We start from the raw sequence: 16,828 nt of genomic DNA, 5'->3' as shown, positions 1-16,828 counted from the left end.
GGCGGGTATCAGAACGTGATCGACAGGCCGACGTGATTGAGCGACACGCCAGTTCTGCTGACGCTCGATCCGGTATTGGTGATCGACGATCCCGTCGACGAAATCGAACTGCCGACCGAACTGATGCTCGACCCGGTGTTGCTGATCGACGAGCCTGTCGCGGACACCGAGCTACCCGTCGTCGTGATGCTGGAAGCGGTATTGCCGATCCACGATCCGACCGTGGACACCGCCGAGCCGGTCGTGCTCACGCTCGATCCGACGAAGCCGATGCTGGTGCCGACCACGCTGATCTGGTGAGCGGTGTAACTGCGCGCGGTGCCGAGCGTGATGGATGTCGCATCGCCGCGAACCGACACGGACGAGTCGCCGCCGACCGTGGTCGAGGTGTTCTGCGAGACTGCGGTGGTTTTGTCGCCGCCGACGGTGGTCGACGTATTCTTCGCGACGGTTTCGGTTTTATTGCCGCCCACGTCGTGCGACGCGTCCTTCTCCACCGACAGCGCATAGTCGCGCTCCGCATGCAGGCTCAGGCGTTCGGCGCCGCGCTTGTCCTCGAACTGCAGCATGTTGGCGTTCGCCGTCGTGCCGCCGGGCGTGCGCGTGACGAAGCCGCTTTGGGTGGCGGCTTCGGGCAGACTGAACGGCGGCATCTGATCGGCGTTGTATAGACGGCCAGTGACAATCGGGCGGTCGAGTTCGCCGTTCAGGAAATCGACCACGACCTCCTGCCCGATGCGCGGCACGTGAATCCCGCCGAACTGGGCGCCAGCCCATGCACTCGACACGCGTACCCAGCACGAACTGTTTTCGTCGCGCTTGCCGTAGCGGTCCCAGCGAAACTGCAACTTCACGCGGCCATGGGAGTCGGTCCACAGTTCCTGCCCTGCCGGCCCGACGACGACGGCCGTATGCGGTCCGGTGGCCTTCGGCACCGGCGTGACGATGGACGCGCGATACGGTAACGACGCCGGCTGCGCGACGAAATCGAATTCGTAGCGCGCGGCGCTGCTGCCGGTCGCATAGCCGCCTTCCTGCAATCGATACGTCACGCCGACGACCAGGTACGTGCGGTTCTCCACTAGCCGCGGACAATCCCGCAGCGTGAACAGATAGCCCGGCGCGAGCGCGCGCAGACGCGTGTGCGCGCGAGCACGCGCGTGCGTGGCCTGGTCCGCTTCCAGACGTACGCGGGCGTAATGCTCGCCCTGATCTGCTTCGGTATAGCCGCCGAGCCACTGGTAGCGGCCGTATCCGCCATGCGTATCGTTCAACGGATTGGCGCGCACCTGCGATAGATCGGCTTGTGGCTTGCGGAAGTCGTAATCGTCGACGGCATAGGCGCCGGGGCGCAGTTCGACCGCGGGATGCCATGCGTCGATGCCGTCTTCGGCCGGCAACGCGAGGCGGTCGGCGGCGAGCCAGGGGAGCGTCGGGTGGCCGGGGAGCGCGTCGTGCTGGCCGATGTCGTCGGCCAGCACGAGGACTTGCTGATCGGCTTCGTGACGGAAGAAGTAGTAGAGGCCTTCCTGTTCCATCAGGCGGCTGACGAACGCGAAATCGCTCTCCTGGTATTGCACGCAGTAATCCCAGCGCCTGTATGTGGCGAGCAGCCGCTCCTCGACCTGGAAGCCGTATGCGCCGAACACCTGACGCAGCATGTCCACCGCGGTCGATTGCTGGAAGATGCGGCAGTCGATGTTCTGCGTCAGATACCAGAGCCATGGACGCAGCGTGACCGTGTACACGTAACTGCGCACCGTGCCGGTTTCGCGTCCGCTGAACACGCATCGTGCGATCTGCCCGCCGAGGTGGCGCAACGCTCCCGAACTCGTGACGATGTCCAGCGTGAGCGGTTTGCCGAGCAATGCATTCATATCGAGCGACGCCGACGGGCTCACCAGTTCCACCTCGAACTCGTACAGCGACGACAGCGCTTCGGTACCGTTGAGCGAGCGGAACGCGAGCAGTTCCGGGGCCAGCGGCGTGCGGGCGGTGATCAGATGGTTCATGGCGAGGTTCCGGTGCGTGGTGTGTCCGCGCGAGATGACGAAGCCGTTGCCGTTGCCGGCGGTGGGTTTGGACGGGCGACGCGCTTGGGTTCGTACCGTTCGGGCGGATAGACGAAGTCGCCGGCGTGCTCGTCGCTCATGCGGGTGCCGAGCCAACTCCCCCAGCCGAGCGGTTGGGCGTTGCTGAACGATGCTGGCGCGCCGAGCGCCATGCCGCTCACCTGACCGGCGGCAAGTACCAGACGCAGATCCCACGCCCATTCGACGCCGGCGTACAACCGTACCCACTGCACGATTTCTCGCGCACGCGACGTATGCGGCAGCAACGTCTGAAATTGCGCCCGCGACAACGGACCGAGCCGCAGCTCGAATTTCGATTGCACATCACGCACCGCGACGCCGAGCAGTGCGCCGCCGCCGAGCGTGGGTGTTGGCGCATGCGCGCGCAAACGGGTGCGCCGCCGGGCATCGACCGGTATCCAGTGCGGGACGAACTCGACGATCTCCACCGGCACGCCGAGATACGTTTGCAGCATCTGCCGCAGCCCCTCGGGATTGCGCGTCTGCCGCACGAGATGGCCGGCCATGAAGCGGGTCGCGTGCGCGGGCAATGCACGGTCGTGCATCTGCGATGGCAAACCGAGATGAATCAGGCTGGCGATGTAGGCATCGAAGCGCGCGCCTTCGCCCCGGTCGAGACTCACGGTGGGTTGCGCGTCGGCCCACGCGCGATAGAACAGCAGCGTCGAACGATGATGGAACACGTCGGCGAACGCGGTCAGCGCGTGGTCGTCGTGATTGCGGGCGCGCTCGCGCGCGTACTCGGTCAGATGAAGCGGCAGCGGTCCGTTCGGGCCGAACAATCCGAAGCTGTAAATCGACACGCGGGGCGGCGCGTTGTCGTCCGATGGTAGCGTGGCCTCTGCCAGCGTCGCGGGCGCAAACGCGAGCGACGGCTGCTGGCCGATGCGCAAAGGTTCATCGCCCGGATGCGCGGCGTGGCCGAGCCGCGCCGGCCTCCCCGCGCGGGCGTCGAGCCAACGCAGCAGCGCAAACAGGTCGTACGCGTAGGGCGCGTCGGCGACTTGCTGCCAGAAGCGCTGCAGCGGTGGAAGGGCGGCGCGGGTCATGCGATCGGGCGGCCGCCGATGCGCGGCATCCACCGGACAATCTCGCCGCGCTGGAGACTCGCGAGCACGACTTCGCTGAAGCTGTTCAGCGACACATGACGGGCAAAGAACTGCTCCAGCACCGCGCCGAACAGATAAGGACTCGCGCCCGCGAAGGCCAGCTCGTCGAGCAGCAGCGAGATCGCGACGCCACGGCCGAACATCAGCGGACCAGGTTGCGGCAACTGGCGGTGCACCGGTTGAATCTGCACGCTGCGCAGACCTTGAATTTGCGGCGTGACGTCCGCGTGCGCGGCGCCGGCATACAGTTCGAGCAGTTCGCGCAGCGCTTGCGCACCCGCGTCGCCGTCAAGATCGGTGAGCGTCTGATAGTTCAGGCCGAGGTGGCTGATCAGCCGCCACGTGATGTCGCGATCGGCCAGCGCCGGGCGCGGCGCGGTGGGCCCGAGCAAGACCTTGATCGCGCTGACCGGCGCGGAAATGCGCAGGCTGAAGTCGCTGGCGCCGTCGACGGGGATCAGCGCGGCCAGGTCGCGATTCGTGCAGAGCGCCGTGACTGAAAGATGGCGCAGGTCGTCGGCAAAGGGCGCGTCGTGCTGATCGACCAGCGACACGAATACCTCGCTGCCGCCATACGCGCCTGGCGCATTGCCGCGCCGATGCGTGGCGCCCAGAACACGCGGTTCGCGGCGCACGGAGAAATAGCGGCCGTGGCCGTTGGGAGCCTCACCGGAAAACGTGCGGTAGAGCGGCCGGAATTCGTGATGGCCGCCGGCGGACTGCGAATGTCCCGTCACGTTTTCGACGGTGTGGATCTCGTAATCGAGCGGCTTCGTGCGGTCGACGACCACATGATGTTCGTGGCGCTGCATCGATATCGCGATGCGATCGGTCCGCTTCGGAAACAGATTGATGGCCGGCGTGCAGAACAGCGCGAGACTGCGGATGTCGACCGCCCGCTCGAGATCCGGCGCGCTTCGGTCGAACAGGATGGTTAGCGAAAACGCGTTGCCTTCGATCTTCCGCAGCGCGGCGCGCAGATGACGGATGCTGAAAAACAGAAAGCGCGCCGGGAACGCGAAGTACTCGTGCAGCAGCCGGTAACCGTTGAACGATCGCGTGCCGTAGGGCAGCAGTGCTTGCGCGGCGTCGAAGCCTTCGTGACGGATCGCGTCGGCGTCGAGCAGCGAGCCGCCGCGCCCGTTCAGCGAACCGTCATGACACACCACGCCGATGCTGTGCGCCAGCACGAGTTCGAGCAGATGCGACGCCTGGTGCTCCGCGCCGCTCAGAAAAAAGTGGAGGTCGTCCAGCGGTAGCTGATTGAGCGTCGCCGCGCCGCACACGTCGAGACGGATGTGTAGCGCGGCGCGCACGTCGCCTGGCGTCCCGACTCGCGACAATAGCGGCACACCCGCCGGCGCGCCGCTCAGTTCCACGCTCGCGATGCGCAGCGGCCACAGCGTCAGCGCGTGTGCGGTGCGGAATTCGCAGGCCGTTTGCTCGCCTTGTGCGAGATGCGCGCGCAGGGGCGTGCCGGCGGGCAGCGTGTAGCCGTCCTGCAGGTTGCCCTCGCGCAGATTCGGCTGCACGCCGACGATCGCCATCGACGGCAACGGCGCGAGGTAGTTCGGGTACACCACATCGAGCAAGCGCTGCGAGAAGCGCGGAAATTCGGCATCCATTTTTAACTGGATGCGCGCGCTCAGAAAACTGAAACCTTCCAGAAGCCGCTCGACATAAGGGTCCGGCACGCGCGTGCCGTGCATGCCGAGTTGACCGGCAGCATGCGGAAACGCGTCGGCGAATTCGGCGCCGAGTTCGCGCAGATACGCGAGTTCACGGTTGTAGTAGTCAAGCAGACGCGCGTCCATTACGTGAGCCCCGGCGAGCGCAGCGTGATGCGGCGATTTTCGATGTCGATGTCCGTGCGCAGCAGGAATGACTGTGGCGTATCGCCCGACCACCATAGCCCGCTGATTTCCAGTTCCAGCAGGCCGGTGCGTGGCCGGCGCGTGTGCGGCGCAACTTCGGTTTCGGTGAGGCAGCGGACCTCGATGCTGTCGGCCAGAATGCGCGGCTCGAAGCGTGCGATGGCTTCGCGCAGTGCATTTTCGATGCAGGCCCCGCCGTTGACGGTTGCGCCGCAGCCCGCCAGTGAGTCGATGCCGAAATTCACCACGGAGCGCTGCACGTGCGGATAGGCGTCGAGATTCACAGAGGCTTCGAGGCGCGTGCTGTTCATCAGCCACGCGAGGTCTCGCAGGATCGATTCGCGCAACAGGGCGCGCGGCGCATCCGTTGCCGACGCACGAACCATCGGCGTGCGACGCGTGGTCAGGCGGTCCAGCAGCAACGGTTGAACGGCGAAGCGCGATTCGCGGTGCGAAGGCCTGGCGTCGCGCCATGCAGCGAGGGGAAGTGAATCGTCGGTCACGGATACGCTCGTTGACGGATGAGCGGCGCGGGTCGTCGCCTACGCGCGACCTTGCCGCTCGCCGGGAAAGGGAAGGGCTTGTTAAACCTCGCGGTTTTCCTTGATGTCCCACGCCAGCACGCTTTCGCCGCCGCGATTGCCCTGATCGGTCTGCTCCCAGTACTGCTTTTTCACCTTGGCGGCCTGGAACAGATAGGTCACTTTCACGGCTTCGGACGATTTCGCCGCGCCCTGCTGTACGGACGTGACGAGCACCTCGGACAAGGTGATGCGCAGATACTCGATCTGCGAGCCGCCCGCCTTGCACACGGAAATCTCGACCTGCGGCAGGTGGCGGCCGTTCGCGCAGTACTTGAGAATGGCCGGCGCGGCTTTGTCCATGTAGGTCTCGACCTGCAGATCGTTGAAGCTCACCTTGCCGATGCCGCCGCCGCTTCCCGTCGCCATGTTGCCGGGCTGCGCCGCGCCCCATGAGTACGACTGGATGTCGAGCCATCCCTTGTGATTGGCGTCTTTCGATTCGCCCGTGACGCCGTCTACCCGCATGTACATATCGACTGACATTGATTCGCTCCTGGTTCGTGATTCGAGGGTCGTTAATGCAATTCGTGATGCCTGGTGCCGCCGCGTCCATGTGACCGATGCGGCAACCTCGGTCTATGTGCCGTGCTTCAGCGCCGGCAGTTTCGACACCAGCCGCAGCGAGACCGTGAGACCTTCCAGCTGGTAGTGCGGGCGCAGGAAAAATTTCGCGCTGTAGTAACCGGGGTTGTCTTCCACGTCCTCGATCACGACATGCGCGGCGGCGAGCGGTTTTCTCGCCTTGGTGTCCTGCGACGAGTTGACCGGGTCGCCGTCGACGTAATTCATGATCCAGTCGTTCAGCCAGCGCTCCATGTCGCCGCGCTCCTGAAACGAGCCGACCTTGTCGCGCACGATGCACTTGAGGTAATGCGCAAAGCGGCAGCAGGCGAACAGGTAGGGCAGGCGCGCGGCGAGCCGGGCGTTCTCGGTGGCGACGGCATCGTGATACTCGGCGGGACGCTGCAACGACTGCGCGCCGATGAACGTCGCGCAGTTCGCGTTCTTGCGATGCACGAACGGCATGAAGCCGCTGCGCGCGAGTTCCGCCTCGCGCCGGTCGCTGATCGCGATCTCGGTCGGACATTTGATGTCGACGCCGCCGTCGTCGGTCGGGAACGTGTGGGTGGGCAGGTCCTGCACCGTGCCGCCGGATTCGACGCCGCGAATCGACGTGCACCAGCCGTAGTGCTTGAACGAACGGTTGATGTTGACCGCCATCGCATACGCGGAGTTGATCCACGCGTAGCGCTCGTGGTTGGCGCCGTCCGTGTCTTCCTCGAAGTCGAACGCATCGACCGGATTGTTGCGGGCGCCGTACGGCAGACGCGCGAGAAAGCGTGGCATGGTCAGGCCGAGATAGCGCGAGTCGTCCGATTCGCGCAGATGCCGCCATGCGGCGTACTCGCTGTTCTGGAAGATCTTGCCGAGGTCGCGCGGATTCGACAGCTCCTGCCACGAGTTCATCTGCATGACCGCGGGCGACGCCCCCGTGATGAACGGGCAATGCGCGGCCGCGGCAATCCTGGCGATCTCGCCGAGCGTTTCGACGTCGGGTGGACTGTGGTCGAAGTAGTAATCGCCGACGAGGCAGCCGAGCGGTTCGCCGCCGAACTGGCCGTATTCCTCCTCGTAGACTTTCTTGAACAGCGGGCTCTGGTCCCACGCGACACCTTTGTGCCGTTTCAGCATGCGGCTCAGTTCCGTCTTGCCGATCGGCATGCAGCGAATCTTCAGCAGTTCGTCGGTTTCGCTGTGATTGACCAGGTAATGCAAGCCGCGCCACGCCGATTCGAGCTGCTGAAAATCCGCGTGATGGATGATCGTGTTGATCTGCTCCGACAGCTTGCGGTCGATTTCCGCGATCACGGTCTGAATGGTCTGGTAGGCGTCGTCGGACAGGGCGACCGCGTTTTCCAGCGCTTGCAGCGCGAGCGTTTTGACCGCGCGCTCGATCGCCTGGTGGGTTTGCTCGGTGCGCGGATTGAATTCCCGCATCAGCGCGGTGGTGAACTGGTCGGCTGCCATGGGTTCGAGCGTCGGCGTTGGGCCGATCGCGCGATCGGCGAGGGAGTGGGCGTGGTTCATGGTGTCGGGCGCGGGCGGTGGTTAGTCGAGCTCGGGCGTGGCGGCCTCGGGGGCGGACAGCGCTTGCAGCAACGCGGGGTTTTTGAGGGCGTTGGTGAGCAGCGCCTCGGCGCCGCTCTTGCCGTCCATGTAGGACAGCAGGTTCGACAACTGCGCGCGCGCCTGGAGCAATTGATTGAGCGCGGGCACCTGACGCGCGATGCTGGCGGGCGAGAAATCCTCCATGCGTTCGAACCGGAGTTCGACGGCCAGCATCCCTTCGCCCGCGATCGCGTTCGATACCTGGAGCGCCACGCGAGGCTGGATCGACTTGAGCCGGTCGTCGAAATTGTCGACGTCGATCTCCATGAATTTGCGTTCTTCGAGGTCGGGAAGCGCACGCGTGGACTGACCGGCGAGATCGGCAATGACGCCCATCACGAACGGAATCTCGACCTTGCGTTCGCTGCCGTAGACTTCGACGTCGTACTCGATCTGCACGCGCGGCGCCCGGTTTCGCGCGATGAATTTCTGTCCGGTGGCTTTGGCTCTCGATGCGTTCGATTGACTCATGTCGGTTTGCGCTTCCTGTGGGTGACGGCGGAATTGGGGCGGGTTGGGGCGTGGCGGCGCGCTGGCGTTCGGCGGATGGCTTCGCGGTGCGTGGCGCTGTGTGTCGCTATGTGCCGCTGTGTGCCGCTATGTGCCTTGGCGGTTCGCTGCCCGGTTTTCGGTTATCCGGTTATTGGTCCGGGGCGCCTGGCCTTGCCCCGTGTAAGTTGGACGGCCGATGCGGTTCGCCCGCGAGCGCCTCCAGTTGCGGCAAACCGGCAGGCGCCATGTCGCGTACGAGGTCGTGGAAATTCATGTGCATCAGACGCTGCGCGCGGCGCAGCAATAGCGGCGCGGGGTGACCGGGCTCGGCGTGGTCCAGATAGCGGCAGATATCGTCGAGCGCGCGCAGGATGTCGTCGCGGGTGTGGATGAGGGATGCGAGTCCGTTGCCGTTGCCGTTGGCGTTGTCGTTGCCGTTGGCGGCGGTAGGCAGGTTGGTGCCGTGGCCCGCTGCGTGGCTCGCGGATGCGGCCGCCAATGGCGATGTGGGCGACGTGGGCGACAACCGCGTTTGCGCTCCCGCCAACGTGATCGATGCCGGGGGCTGCGGCAGGTCCGTCTCAGCTTTGTTTGTCCACGCGAACCGGGCTGCGCTTTGCAGCACCAGCCGCAACGGATGCTCGACGCAATCCGCGTCCGGTACCCATGTGCCGTTCAGATGCGCGGAGATCCCGCGTGCGATGCGATCGAGCGCGTCGAGCGCCTGACTGACGAAGGCGAGCGCATCGTGCGCGCCGCTCAGCGCCGTTTGCAATTCCGTCTGAAGCGCGGCGCCCGACGACATATCGAGATTCGCCGCCGAAGGCAGTCCGCCTTCCAGGATCGCGGCCGCATCGCGCAATGACAGTTCGCCGAGTCGCCAATGCAGCAAGGTGGCGCCGCGTGCCGCGCGACCGGCGCCTTCGCGATCGGTGAGGGCCGCCAATGCGTTGAGCCTCGGCAGCGGATCGAAGTCGCCGGCCACGTGTAGCTGCGGATGAATGTGCTCCCAATGCTGGTCGAGCGCGTCCGCCGTCACGGTCAGGCCACGAGCGTAGCCTTCGAGGCCGCTCAGCTCCGTCCAGGCACGCGTGAGTAACGCGAAGAGGCGCAGATCCATCGTCCGGCCCAGCAATTCGATCGCCGATGCCGCCACCTGCCGCCAATCCGGCGCGACGGCGGGAATCAACGTGTCGCCGAACTGCTGCTCGCGACCATGCATGGCGGCCTGCTGCAACGCGATGAACGCGAAGTCGTATTCCAGATCGACGCCGCATGGATGTTCGGCGCTGATCGGATGGACCGGGACGAAATGGAGCGAGTGCATAAGCGGACGATGTGCCGATTTTTAAAATAAATGCGGGATGAGGTGGGTGTCTTAAATTTTGCTTCTATTAATAAGAAATTCTTGATTGGTTTCTTAATTTCTTGGTTTGTCTTAAACGTTCTTAAATAATGAAATGATGAAGTGGTGAGGTTCTGGAAATCTGTTTGACGCAATGAACGCGGGTTGCCGGCTGCATCGCCTGGCCCGTGCCAGCTGGGCTGGCGCAGGGCCGCTGCGTTGGAGTGGCGGCTTATGGTGACGCTGGCAGGTCGTTCTTGATCAGCATGCCGAAATATGCTCGGCGGATGTTTGGGGCGAAGTCATAGTATTCCCCGATTATTCGTTATGCAAGCCGATTTACCTATTTTCAATAATCTGGATTTACAGCTATTTTCGGGACAAGGCAGACATCGATTGATGTGCCGAATTCAACGGAATTGAGCCGCGTGTGCGATCGTGAGCGGATAGAACGTAGGCCTTGCTCGCTCAAGATTGCGGCACGAAGCACATCGTTTGAGTACGAATCGCCGATGCGCGCAGTCCAATCCGGTCACGCGTCCGGAAGGGTGACGTTCTGATTGAAGATTGAGGAAGGGGGTTGGGTAGGAAGGGTGACGACGCGGCTGGCAGGTTCCTGTCCGCGTTGCCGACAACCCGGACAGCAGGAGCGACGCAAAACCGTCGACCCAAAACAAAAAACCGCCGAGCAAGCTGCGGCGGTTTTTCTAGCCTCGAACATCAAGGCAAATCTGGTCGGGGTGAGAGGATTCGAACCTCCGGCCTCTACGTCCCGAACGTAGCGCTCTACCAGGCTAAGCTACACCCCGATTTGGTACTGCTGGACTCTTACGGTGTTTCAGTCTCGTTCAAGACTGTCTTGCCGTCGAGTAAGAACATAATTCTAGCAGGCTCTCTTTGAAAATGGAATCAGGAAATGAAGAAATTGCTGCTGCGGCCGCCTGAGCTTCCTGTTTCGCGCATTCCAGCGTGTGATCCAGGGCGCCCGAGCGCGTGATTGCCTCGAAAATCGTGTCGAACCGCGCGGTGCCGCCTTGCTCGATCGCCTCGCGTGCGAGCGCCGACTGTTCGGGCGTGCCGCGTTCGATCAGATAGATCAGCGGGAGCGTGGGTTTGCCTTCGCGCAGATCGTCGCCGGCGTTCTTACCCATCGATTCGGCGGTGCCCGTGTAGTCGAGCCAGTCGTCCATGATCTGGAAGGCCGTGCCGATACGCCGGCCGAACTCCGCTGCCGCCGCTTCGATCTTCGCGTCCGCACCGGCCAGCACCGCGCCGAGTTGGGCGGCCGCCTCGAACAGCTTGGCTGTCTTGTAGCGGATCACCTGCATGTAGCGGGTTTCGTCCACGTCGGCGTCGTGCATGTTCAGCAACTGCAGCACTTCGCCTTCGGAGATGATGTTGGTCGCCTCCGACAGAATCTCCATCACCCGCATCTTGCCGACGCCGACCATCATCTGGAACGAGCGCGAATACAGGAAGTCGCCGACCAGCACGCTCGCGGCGTTGCCGAACAGCGCATTGGCGGTCTGACGGCCGCGCCGCAGATCGGATTCGTCGACCACGTCGTCATGCAGCAGGGTGGCGGTGTGGATGAACTCGACGACCGCGGCCAGTTCGTGCCGATGCCCCGTGGTTTCGCCCAGCGCACCCGCCACCAGCAACAGCAACGCGGGCCGCAGCCGCTTGCCGCCCGCGCTGATGATGTACTCGGAAATCTGGTTGATCAGCATCACGTCGGACGCAAGACGGTGCCTGATGACGCGATTCACCTGCTGCATGTCTTCGGCGATCGGAGCAAGCAGGCTGGCGGCGTTGGGGGAGGGGGTGGCAGTCGACGACATGATGGCTGAATTGGGTAGTGCCGCGAATTATAAGGCGAATCGCGGCAAATCCGTGTCGCGGGGTACGGCGCGGCGGCCTTGACGGGTGCTGCACCGCGCGCCGGGGGCGTGCCGCGAGGCGCTGGCGCGTTTGCGCGGTGTCGATGAACGAGTTTTGACCGCGTAGCTAACTCTATGTATAATCACGGGTTTCCGCGCGCGGTGCGTGGGAAAAATGAACACAGAGTGAGGTTCTCAATGTACGCGGTCATAAAAACCGGTGGCAAGCAGTATAAAGTTGCCGTCGGCGAAAAACTTAAAGTAGAACAGATACCGGCAGACATTGACGCTGAAATCACGCTCGACCAGGTTCTCGCAGTGGGCGAAGGCGAATCGATTAAGTTCGGTACGCCGCTGGTCAGTGGGGCTTCCGTCAAGGCTACCGTCGTGTCGCAAGGTCGTCACGCAAAAGTGACCATCTTCAAGATGCGTCGCCGGAAGCACTACCAGAAGCATGGCGGCCACCGCCAGAACTATACCGAACTGCGCATCGACGCTATCAACGCGTAAGCGCACCGGTTAAGGAGCAAATCAAATGGCACACAAAAAGGCAGGCGGATCATCCCGCAACGGCCGCGACTCTGAATCGAAGCGTCTCGGCGTGAAGGTTTACGGCGGCCAGGCTATCAACGCCGGCGGCATCATCGTGCGTCAACGCGGCACGCGTATGCACCCGGGCGAAAACGTCGGCATCGGCAAGGACCACACCTTGTTCGCGCTGACGGACGGCCACGTCAATTTCTCGACGAAGGGCGCAGCGAAGAAGCACACGGTCAGCGTCGTCCCGGCAGCAGTCTGAGTTCACTCAGACACGGGCTTCAGGACCGGAACAAGGCCCCGCGAAGTTAGCGGGGCTTTTTTTATTCCGGCGACATCTGTCGGAAGAATGGGCGCGACGCCACAAAAGCGCAGTCCAGCCGATGTGTCCTACGCCGTTCGGCCAATTGATCGGCCCGCGGCGGGCGCGGCAAAATAGCGGCATCCAGCCGCTTTCAATCTGGCAGCACCATCTAGCAGCACACCACGGGACGGAGTTACGCATGAAGTTCATTGACGAAGCGAGGATTGAAGTCATCGCCGGCGACGGAGGGGATGGCAGCGCGTCGATGCGCCGCGAGAAATTCGTTCCGTTCGGCGGCCCGGATGGCGGCGACGGCGGGCGGGGCGGTAGCGTGATCGCGGTCGCGGACCGCAACATCAACACGCTGATCGACTATCGCTACGCGAAAAAACACCTGGCGCGCAACGGCGAAAACGGTCGCGGCGCGGATTGCTACGGCAAGGGCGGCGACGACATCACGCTGCGCATGCCGGTCGGCACCACGATTACCGACATGGAAACCGGCGAGCTGATCGCCGACCTGACCGAGCACAACCAGACCGTGCAGATCGCCCAGGGCGGCGCGGGCGGTCTCGGTAATCTGCATTTCAAATCCAGTACCAACCGCGCGCCGCGCCAGAAGACCGACGGCAAGCCCGGCGAGCGCCGCATGGTGCGTCTCGAACTGAAGGTGCTGGCGGACGTCGGTTTGCTCGGCATGCCGAACGCCGGCAAGTCGACCTTCATTTCGTCGGTGTCGAACGCGAAGCCGAAGATCGCCGACTATCCGTTCACCACGCTCGCGCCGAATCTTGGCGTCGTGCGCGTCGGGCCGAGCCGCAGCTTCGTGATCGCCGACATTCCCGGTCTGATCGAAGGGGCGGCGGAAGGCGCGGGCCTCGGCCACCAGTTCCTGCGTCACCTGCAACGTACTGGTCTGCTGCTGCATATCGTCGACCTGGCACCGTTCGACGAATCGGTCGACCCGGTCGCGGAAGCCAAGGCGATCGTCAACGAATTGCGCAAGTACGACGAACTGCTGTACGACAAGCCGCGCTGGCTGGTGCTCAACAAGCTCGACATGGTGCCGGAAGACGAGCGCGAGGCGCGTGTGTCGTCGTTCCTGGAAGGCTTCGGCTGGAGCGGCCCGGTATTCGAAATCTCGGCGTTGACCGGTCAGGGCTGCGAGAACCTGTGCTACGCGGTGTTCGATCACATCGCCGCGCATTCGGACGCGCAGCGCGCGGCCGAAGCCGAAGATCTCGCCGCCGACGTGCGTTTCCGCGAAAAACCGGCTGCGCCGGCCGCCGCGGACGAACCCGGCATCGACCCGCAGTAATAAGAAAGCTCAAGCGCCGACGGTCCGGGCGGCCCGCCGGCTTGCATCACGCGTCATCTTGGGAGACAGCGCACAATGCGTTCCGTCATCGCGGATTCACGGCGATTGGTAGTGAAAGTCGGTTCGAGCCTCGTCACGAATGACGGGCGCGGCCTCGATCATGCGGCGATCGGCCGTTGGGCGGCGCAGATCGCGGCCTTGCGCGCGCAAGGCAAGGAGGTCGTGCTGGTCAGTTCCGGCGCGATTGCCGAGGGCATGCAACGGCTTGGCTGGACGAAGCGTCCGCGAGAAATCGACGAGTTGCAGGCAGCGGCCGCCGTCGGTCAGATGGGGCTCGCGCAGGTGTACGAAAGCCGCTTCGCCGAGCATTCGATCCAGACCGCGCAGATTCTGCTGACGCACGCCGACCTGGCCGACCGCGAACGCTACCTGAACGCGCGCTCCACGCTGCTGACGCTGTTGCGTCTCGGCGTCGTGCCGATCATCAACGAGAACGACACCGTCGTTACCGACGAAATCAAATTCGGCGATAACGATACGCTCGGCGCGCTGGTCGCGAACCTGATCGAGGGCGACGCGCTGATCATCCTCACGGATCAACAGGGCCTGTTCACCGCCGACCCGCGCAAGGATCCGACTGCCACGCTCGTCCAGCAGGCCGATGCCGGCGCGCCGGATCTCGAGGCGATGGCGGGCGGCGCCGGGTCCAGTCTGGGGCGCGGCGGCATGCTGACCAAGATTCTCGCCGCCAAGCGCGCGGCGCACAGTGGCGCCGATACCGTGATCGCGAGCGGTCGCGAAGCGGACGTCCTGTCGCGGCTGGCCTCAGGCGAGGCAATCGGCACGCAGCTGATCGCGCGCACCGCACGCATGGCGGCGCGCAAGCAATGGATGGCCGATCACTTGCAGGTGCGCGGCCACGTGGTTATCGACGACGGTGCGGTCGAGAAATTGACCGAAGGCGGCAAGAGCCTGCTGCCGATCGGCGTAGTCGGCGTGCAGGGCGCGTTTGCTCGCGGTGAGGTAATTGCCTGCCTGAACGCGGCGGGGCGGGAAGTGGCGCGCGGGCTTACCAACTACAGCAGCGCGGAAACCAAGCTGATTCAACGGCGTCCCAGCGGTGAGATCGAGTCGGTACTGGGTTACATGCTCGAGCCCGAATTGATTCATCGCGACAACCTGGTGCTGGTCTGATCCGGCGCGCGGTCGTGTTGATGCAGACCGTCAAAAATACGAAGTCAGCGTCGTCGGCGCAGTAAAACAAAAAGCCGTTTCAGCTTGAGCTGAAACGGCTTTTTTCACGTCTGCGGCGGGTGGATTCGGCGGGGAGGGATTTTCGGACACCTTGCGGTGGCGCCCAATCCGTCAAGAAAAAACACGAAAGCGCCCAGCCAGCTCCCAAACCAACTCCGTCACCTCAACGAATCATCGAGGCCGCGGTCCGCTTGTAGCGAATATTTTCCAGAATCCGCGGCGCACTGCCCGTAGGCATCTTGTTCGCGCACAGATAATCCTGATACAGCGCCGACTGGTAGGCGTTCAACGCACCGTCTTCGATCCGCGAGAAGTCATTGGCGACCGTGGTGTCCCAACCGTCGTGGTCCGCATTCAAGCCCGCATACTGGCGCCATTCATACGTATCGCAGCGAATGCCCTCGTAAATCACGTTGCGCGCGCCGCTCGGGCTCGTCACCACGACCGTCAGGCGAACCACGCCGTCCGTGCCGACCGTCAGCGACTTCGAATCGACCGCGAACTGCAGCGGCGTATTACCTGAAACGATGAACGGCAACAGATTGGCATCCTGCGGAAGCGGCGGCAAGGTATCGACCTTGTTTTCGGTCCAGGTGCCCTGCCGGTCCAACAGATAGACGAACGCGCTGTCGTCTTTATTGCTAGGTTTGCCGGCGCTCGAACAACCAGCCAGCAGGGCGCCGGTGGCGACGCACGCCACGACGAGAGCAAGTGCTTTCAATATGATTTCCTCGAAACGCCGACGCGGCTCAGTGAGCCGCGTCGGTCAAGGCGGCTGGACAGCCGCACTGCGTTGTTAATTGCGCACGCCCGGGCGCAACAGCGAGCCGGCGGTTTCGCGAGCCGATTCGCTTTCGTGTTCCTGCTCCGGCGCGGCGCCTGCCTCGGTCTGCGACCCCGAACCGCAATCGGACGCGATCGTGGCGTGAACCGAAGCCTCGACGCTGACGGATGTGACCGTGGTCACGGACGTCACCGTCAGTATCGTGGAATCCGGCGGACTTTCCATCGACGACGCTATCCGCGGATAACGCTGCCCATGGTGCCCGCCAGGTTTTTCCGCACGCGGCGCAGCCCGGCGCATGAAACGGGATAGTTCCGTCAGCGCCAACTGATACACATCCCGCTTGAACTCGATCACACAGTCGAGCGGCACCCAATACTCGTTCCAGCGCCACGCATCGAACTCAGGGTGGTCGGTGGCGCGCAAGCAGATGTCGCAATCGCGTCCAACCATCCGGAGCAAAAACCAGATTTGCTTCTGGCCGCGGTAATGACCGCGTACTTCGCGCTTGATGAACTTGTCAGGCACCTCGTAACGCAACCAGTCGCGCGTGCGACCGATCACCTTGACGTGCTCAGGAAGCAGCCCGGTCTCTTCGTGTAACTCCCGATACATCGCTTGCACGGGGGTCTCTCCGTACTTGATGCCCCCTTGCGGAAACTGCCAGGAATGTTCACGGAGCCGTTTGCCCCAAAACACCTCGTTGTGCGCGTTCAAGAGGATGATGCCGACGTTCGGGCGAAAGCCTTCACGATCCAGCATACAACCACCTTCGAATCCTTTAAAATTGCTTTGATTATAAACAGATAACGGACCCGACGCACCGATTCGCACCGGATTGGAACGATTCGCCGCAAAAGGCCCCGCGTTTGCGGTAGCCTGTCAGTCTTTCCGTGCCTTATCCCTTGTGTGCTGGCTCTGCGCGCCGGCTTCGGCGTCGTGTGGAGGCGTGCCTCGCGCGGCAAAGCGACCCGTCGCGCCACGTCGGACCGCGCCGTGCCGTGCGATGCGCCGGACGCACCGCGCGGGCGGGCAAGCACAAGGGGCCGTGTCAGGGTCCGGATCTGAGTTGATTCCCACTGTTT

The 16,828-nt window shown here is 63.6% G+C and carries 15 protein-coding genes and 1 tRNA gene; 4 read left to right on the top strand and 12 right to left on the bottom strand.

Going from position 1 to position 16,828, the window contains the following annotated elements:
• Positions 1–8: 8 nt before the first annotated feature.
• From tssI to LFL96_RS17005, 10 genes are all read right to left on the bottom strand, one after another.
• On the bottom strand, positions 9–2,012 hold the full coding sequence (tssI, locus tag LFL96_RS17050) for a type VI secretion system tip protein TssI/VgrG (protein WP_280996383.1): 2,004 nt from the start codon (positions 2,010–2,012) through the stop codon (positions 9–11).
• Positions 2,009–3,142, bottom strand: coding sequence for a type VI secretion system baseplate subunit TssG (gene tssG, locus LFL96_RS17045; RefSeq protein WP_280996382.1), 1,134 nt, complete (start codon positions 3,140–3,142; stop codon positions 2,009–2,011). Before tssG ends, tssI begins: the two co-directional genes overlap by 4 nt.
• Positions 3,139–5,016 carry a type VI secretion system baseplate subunit TssF gene (tssF, locus tag LFL96_RS17040; protein ID WP_280996381.1) on the bottom strand — a complete coding sequence of 626 codons (1,878 nt, stop codon included), beginning with the start codon at positions 5,014–5,016 and terminating at the stop codon, positions 3,139–3,141. Before tssF ends, tssG begins: the two co-directional genes overlap by 4 nt.
• Entirely contained in the window at positions 5,016–5,579 is a 564-nt protein-coding gene (locus tag LFL96_RS17035) for a GPW/gp25 family protein (protein WP_280996380.1), read from the bottom strand. Before LFL96_RS17035 ends, tssF begins: the two co-directional genes overlap by 1 nt.
• 81 nt (positions 5,580–5,660) lie before the next feature.
• Complete coding sequence (locus LFL96_RS17030) at positions 5,661–6,143, bottom strand: type VI secretion system tube protein Hcp (protein WP_280996379.1); 483 nt, start codon at positions 6,141–6,143, stop codon at positions 5,661–5,663.
• 93 nt (positions 6,144–6,236) lie between these two features.
• Positions 6,237–7,688 (bottom strand): type VI secretion system contractile sheath large subunit, encoded by a 1,452-nt coding sequence (gene tssC / locus LFL96_RS17025; RefSeq protein ID WP_281000807.1) that lies wholly within the window; start codon positions 7,686–7,688, stop codon positions 6,237–6,239.
• Positions 7,689–7,769: 81 nt separating this feature from the next.
• The gene (gene tssB / locus LFL96_RS17020) at positions 7,770–8,300 is read right to left on the bottom strand and encodes a type VI secretion system contractile sheath small subunit (RefSeq protein WP_280996378.1); all 531 of its coding nucleotides are present in this window, start codon (positions 8,298–8,300) and stop codon (positions 7,770–7,772) included.
• A 169-nt stretch (positions 8,301–8,469) separates the two neighbouring features.
• Positions 8,470–9,648: a type VI secretion system protein TssA gene (gene tssA / locus LFL96_RS17015; protein ID WP_280996377.1), complete on the bottom strand. Its 1,179-nt coding sequence runs from the start codon at positions 9,646–9,648 to the stop codon at positions 8,470–8,472.
• A gap of 750 nt (positions 9,649–10,398) precedes the next feature.
• Positions 10,399–10,475: transfer RNA gene (locus tag LFL96_RS17010), tRNA-Pro, on the bottom strand.
• A 39-nt stretch (positions 10,476–10,514) separates the two neighbouring features.
• Complete coding sequence (locus LFL96_RS17005) at positions 10,515–11,507, bottom strand: polyprenyl synthetase family protein (RefSeq protein ID WP_280996376.1); 993 nt, start codon at positions 11,505–11,507, stop codon at positions 10,515–10,517.
• 237 nt (positions 11,508–11,744) lie between these two features.
• Between LFL96_RS17005 and rplU the strand changes: the two genes are divergently transcribed.
• The 4 genes from rplU to proB all read left to right on the top strand — a co-directional run bounded on the left by rplU (position 11,745) and on the right by proB (position 14,899).
• A complete protein-coding gene (rplU, locus tag LFL96_RS17000) occupies positions 11,745–12,056 on the top strand; it encodes a 50S ribosomal protein L21 (RefSeq protein WP_007180329.1) in 312 nt (103 codons plus the stop codon).
• Positions 12,057–12,081: 25 nt separating this feature from the next.
• Positions 12,082–12,345 (top strand): 50S ribosomal protein L27, encoded by a 264-nt coding sequence (gene rpmA, locus LFL96_RS16995; RefSeq protein WP_280996372.1) that lies wholly within the window; start codon positions 12,082–12,084, stop codon positions 12,343–12,345.
• A gap of 241 nt (positions 12,346–12,586) precedes the next feature.
• A complete protein-coding gene (gene cgtA / locus LFL96_RS16990; RefSeq protein WP_280996371.1) occupies positions 12,587–13,705 on the top strand; it encodes an Obg family GTPase CgtA in 1,119 nt (372 codons plus the stop codon).
• 75 nt (positions 13,706–13,780) lie between these two features.
• Positions 13,781–14,899, top strand: coding sequence for a glutamate 5-kinase (proB, locus tag LFL96_RS16985; protein WP_280996370.1), 1,119 nt, complete (start codon positions 13,781–13,783; stop codon positions 14,897–14,899).
• Between the two features lie 223 nt (positions 14,900–15,122).
• Here proB and LFL96_RS16980 read toward each other — a convergent pair whose 3' ends face one another.
• Entirely contained in the window at positions 15,123–15,680 is a 558-nt protein-coding gene (locus LFL96_RS16980; protein ID WP_280996369.1) for a CNP1-like family protein, read from the bottom strand.
• Between the two features lie 75 nt (positions 15,681–15,755).
• Positions 15,756–16,505, bottom strand: a complete 750-nt coding sequence (locus tag LFL96_RS16975) for an RNA pyrophosphohydrolase (RefSeq protein WP_280996368.1) — start codon at positions 16,503–16,505, stop codon at positions 15,756–15,758.
• Positions 16,506–16,828: the final 323 nt, after the last annotated feature.

The organism is Paraburkholderia sp. D15 (assembly GCF_029910215.1).
Classification (GTDB): domain Bacteria; phylum Pseudomonadota; class Gammaproteobacteria; order Burkholderiales; family Burkholderiaceae; genus Paraburkholderia.
The sequence above is the reverse complement of the archived record's forward strand: the minus strand, read 5'-3'. Positions and strand labels throughout refer to the sequence as shown.

Coding starts and splice junctions, on each gene's coding strand:
- tssC (WP_281000807.1), bottom strand. CDS start 7,688: ATGGCAGCCGACCAGTTCACCACCGCGCTGATGCGGGAATTCAATCCG.
- proB (WP_280996370.1), top strand. CDS start 13,781: ATGCGTTCCGTCATCGCGGATTCACGGCGATTGGTAGTGAAAGTCGGT.
- tssA (WP_280996377.1), bottom strand. CDS start 9,648: ATGCACTCGCTCCATTTCGTCCCGGTCCATCCGATCAGCGCCGAACAT.
- tssG (WP_280996382.1), bottom strand. CDS start 3,142: ATGACCCGCGCCGCCCTTCCACCGCTGCAGCGCTTCTGGCAGCAAGTC.
- LFL96_RS16975 (WP_280996368.1), bottom strand. CDS start 16,505: ATGCTGGATCGTGAAGGCTTTCGCCCGAACGTCGGCATCATCCTCTTG.
- rplU (WP_007180329.1), top strand. CDS start 11,745: ATGTACGCGGTCATAAAAACCGGTGGCAAGCAGTATAAAGTTGCCGTC.
- tssB (WP_280996378.1), bottom strand. CDS start 8,300: ATGAGTCAATCGAACGCATCGAGAGCCAAAGCCACCGGACAGAAATTC.
- LFL96_RS17005 (WP_280996376.1), bottom strand. CDS start 11,507: ATGTCGTCGACTGCCACCCCCTCCCCCAACGCCGCCAGCCTGCTTGCT.
- tssF (WP_280996381.1), bottom strand. CDS start 5,016: ATGGACGCGCGTCTGCTTGACTACTACAACCGTGAACTCGCGTATCTG.
- cgtA (WP_280996371.1), top strand. CDS start 12,587: ATGAAGTTCATTGACGAAGCGAGGATTGAAGTCATCGCCGGCGACGGA.
- rpmA (WP_280996372.1), top strand. CDS start 12,082: ATGGCACACAAAAAGGCAGGCGGATCATCCCGCAACGGCCGCGACTCT.
- LFL96_RS17030 (WP_280996379.1), bottom strand. CDS start 6,143: ATGTCAGTCGATATGTACATGCGGGTAGACGGCGTCACGGGCGAATCG.
- tssI (WP_280996383.1), bottom strand. CDS start 2,012: ATGAACCATCTGATCACCGCCCGCACGCCGCTGGCCCCGGAACTGCTC.